Annotated in this window: 2 protein-coding genes; both read left to right on the forward strand. The window is 74.0% G+C overall.

What is annotated here, in order from left to right:
- The first annotated feature begins 86 nt into the window (after positions 1 to 86).
- Complete coding sequence (locus ACJA3G_RS34915) at positions 87 to 743, forward strand: GNAT family N-acetyltransferase (RefSeq protein WP_406557044.1); 657 nt, start codon at positions 87 to 89, stop codon at positions 741 to 743.
- A 114-nt stretch (positions 744 to 857) separates the two neighbouring features.
- Positions 858 to 2,075, forward strand: a complete 1,218-nt coding sequence (gene cbiE, locus ACJA3G_RS34920; protein WP_406557045.1) for a precorrin-6y C5,15-methyltransferase (decarboxylating) subunit CbiE — start codon at positions 858 to 860, stop codon at positions 2,073 to 2,075.
- Positions 2,076 to 2,561: the final 486 nt, after the last annotated feature.

Raw genomic sequence — 2,561 nt, forward strand, 5'->3', positions numbered from 1 at the left:
CGCCCCGGTGGCACGGCCCCGGCCATGCACATCCCCGCGCCGATGCTGCATGCTGTGCCTTTACGGCCTGACGACCGTCCCCCGGCATGGAGCGGCACATGACTACCCCGACCCCGGTGTTCCCGGACATCTCCATCAGCACCGACCGGCTGGTGCTGCGCGCCTTCGACGAGGACGACATCCCGGCGCACATCGAGATGATGAACGACGAGCACGTCATCGCCTGGACCTCCGTGCCCCACCCCTACACGGCCCGCGACGCCCTGGAGTTCGTCCGGCTGCACGCCCCCGCCGAGCGCACCTCGGGACGCGGCATCGTCTTCGCCGTCACCGAGTTCCTCACCCAGCGCCTCGTCGGTGTCATCCACCTCCAGAACACCAACTGGCGCACCCTGGCCACCGAGGTCGGCTACGTCATCGCGCCCTGGGCGCGCGGCGAGGGCTATGCCACCGAGGCCGTGCTCGCCGCCGCGCAGTGGCTCTTCCGCGACCAGCGCTTCGAACGCATCGAGCTGCGCACCGCCGCCGACAACACCGCCTCCCAGCAGGTCGCCCAGAAGATCGGCTGCATCAGCGAGGGCGTGCTGCGCAACGCCTGGATAGCGCGCAGCCAGACGGAGGACGGCGGCTGGACGGACATCCGCACCGACCTGATCGTGTGGAGCCTGCTCCCCGAGGACCTCGACGGCGTCGCCGACCAGCTCACGGACGCCGGGTACGCCTCCTTCGCCGACTGGAACTGAACCGGCCACCACCCACGCTCACCCCGCCGCGCCCGCCCCGCACCAGGTAACCTCACCCTGGCCGGACCCGCCGGGACCGCCCCGACCTGCGACAACTCCAGGAGACTGACGACGATGGCCGACCGCGTCACGGTGATCGGCTGGGACGGCTCGCCGCTCACCCCGGCGGCCCGGTCCGCGCTGTCCGCCGCCACCCTGGTGGCCGGCGCCGCCCACCATCTGGCGCTGCCCGAGGTGCCCCCGCGCGCCGAGCGGATCCGGCTCGGCAGCGTCGACCTCGCCGCCCGCCGGATCGCCGGGCACCGCGGCAGCGCGGTCGTCCTGGCCGACGGGGACCCCGGGTTCTTCGGCGTCGTCCGCACCCTGCGCGCCCCCGAACACGGCCTGGAGGTCGAGGTGGTGCCCGCGGTCTCGGCCGTGGCCGCCGCCTTCGCCCGGGCCGGGATGCCCTGGGACGACGCCCAGATCGTCGTCGCGCACCGCCGCACCCTGCGCCGTGCCGTCAACGTCTGCCGGGCGCACACCAAGGTCGCCGTCCTCACCTCGCCCGGCGCCGGACCCGTCGAACTGGCCCTCCTCCTCGAAGGCGTCCACCGCACCTTCGTCATCTGCGAGGAGCTCGGCAGCGAGCGCGAACAGGTCACCGTCCTCACCTCCGACAAGGTCGCCGACCACGCCTGGCGCGACCCCAACCTGGTCATAGTGATCGGCGGCGGCCAGGGCGCGGCTGCGGGCGCCGGCTGGATCGCCGGACGCGACCCCGGCCACCCGCAGCAGGTCCGCGGCTGGGCGCTCCCCGCGCACGCCTACGGCGAGGGGCTCGGCCCCGGCGAGTCCGCCGATCTGCGCGCCGCCCAGCTCGCCCGGCTCGGCCCGCGCACCGGCGACCTCGTCTGGGACATCGGCTGCGGCAGCGGGGCGCTGTCCGCCGAGGCCGCCCGGTTCGGGGCCGCCGTCATCGCCGTCGACGCCGACCCGGACGCCTGCGCCCGTACCGAGGCGGCGGCCCGGCGCTTCGGTGTGCAGGTCCAGGTGGTCGCGGGCCGCGCCCCGCACGTCCTGGAGTCGCTGCCCGAGCCCGACGTCGTCCGCGTCGGCGGCGGGGGAGCCCAGGTCGTCTCCGCGTGCGCCGACCGCCGCCCGGAGCGGATCGTCGCGCACGCCGCCACCCGCGACGGCGCCGAGGCGATCGGCGCCGCCCTCGAAGCCGGCGGATACGACGTGGAGTGCGCCCTCCTCCAGTCCGTGGAACTGGATACGAGCGCCTGGTCGGAACGCGAACGCTCGGTCGCTTTCCTGCTCTCCGGAAGGCGCCGGGAAAGGTCCCCGTGATCTCTTCGGCGTGTCGTCCGGGGTAGGCTGGCCGACTGTTGTACCGCACCGGGCCGTTCGGCGCTACGTTCGTCAATGTCCGGAATGGGGAACCGGTTTGGGGCCCTGTCGCGGTACGTCGGATCCCGGTGGAGCGCAACGTGGCGCACCCCACACGTTCCGTGGCCGAGACGGGGCGCCAGGTCGGCGATCTCCCGCGAGAATGCTGTGTGTCCGCGGGCCGCTCGCACCGCGCGGCGTGCCCGCTCGTTGTTGTCGACGGGTGCGGGGCGTGCCGTGCGAGGGCGGTCCCCGGGCGCAGGCCGAAGAAGCACTACAGATGGACGAGGGGTACGCATGACTGACACCGGCCAGGTCCCGGGCGAGGGACTGCCGGAGGACGCAGGCATGGTGGAGCAGCCGGGCGTCCCCGCTCCCGGCGCGTACACCTTCCTCGACCCCTCCGACGGTTCGGCGCTCGGCGCGGACGACGACGACCTTCTGCTG

The organism is Streptomyces sp. YS-3 (assembly GCF_045257485.1).
Taxonomy (GTDB): domain Bacteria; phylum Actinomycetota; class Actinomycetes; order Streptomycetales; family Streptomycetaceae; genus Streptomyces.